Genomic DNA, 434 nt, shown 5'->3' on the forward strand with positions numbered 1-434 from the left:
TGTTCCAGTACCAGACCGGCGAGAGCGTGAGCCAGAGCTTCGGGCTTCAGGGGCCCAAGCACCCTGACCTCGACATCGCGATGGACATGGCGATCGGGATGAAGACACCCTCGGGCGCGATCTGCACCCTGTCGCTGTCGTTCAACAACGACGGGCCGTTCGGCACGTTCTTCCGCTACATCTGCGACAATGGCACCTATATCGCGCGTTATGACGACCTGTTCGACGGGAACGAGAACCCCGTGGACCTGTCGGGCGTCGCCGTGTCGAACAACGGAATCGAGCTGATCGACCGCGAGTTCGTGTCGGCGGTGACGGAAGGCCGCGAGCCGAACGGATCGGTGGCGCAGGTGCTTCCGGCGATGGAGACGCTGGACGCGATCGAGAAATCCTTCGACGCATGAGGTTTCGCCCCGCCTTCGGCGGGTCGATCC

General features: G+C 63.4%; 1 pseudogene. It reads left to right on the plus strand.

Annotated elements, in window-relative coordinates:
• Positions 1 to 404 (plus strand): annotated as a pseudogene (locus tag B2585_RS08675) (oxidoreductase); the annotation flags it as partial.
• Between the last annotated feature and the right edge of the window lie 30 nt (positions 405 to 434).

The organism is Maritimibacter sp. UBA3975 (genome assembly GCF_002384975.1).
Lineage (GTDB): Bacteria > Pseudomonadota > Alphaproteobacteria > Rhodobacterales > Rhodobacteraceae > Maritimibacter.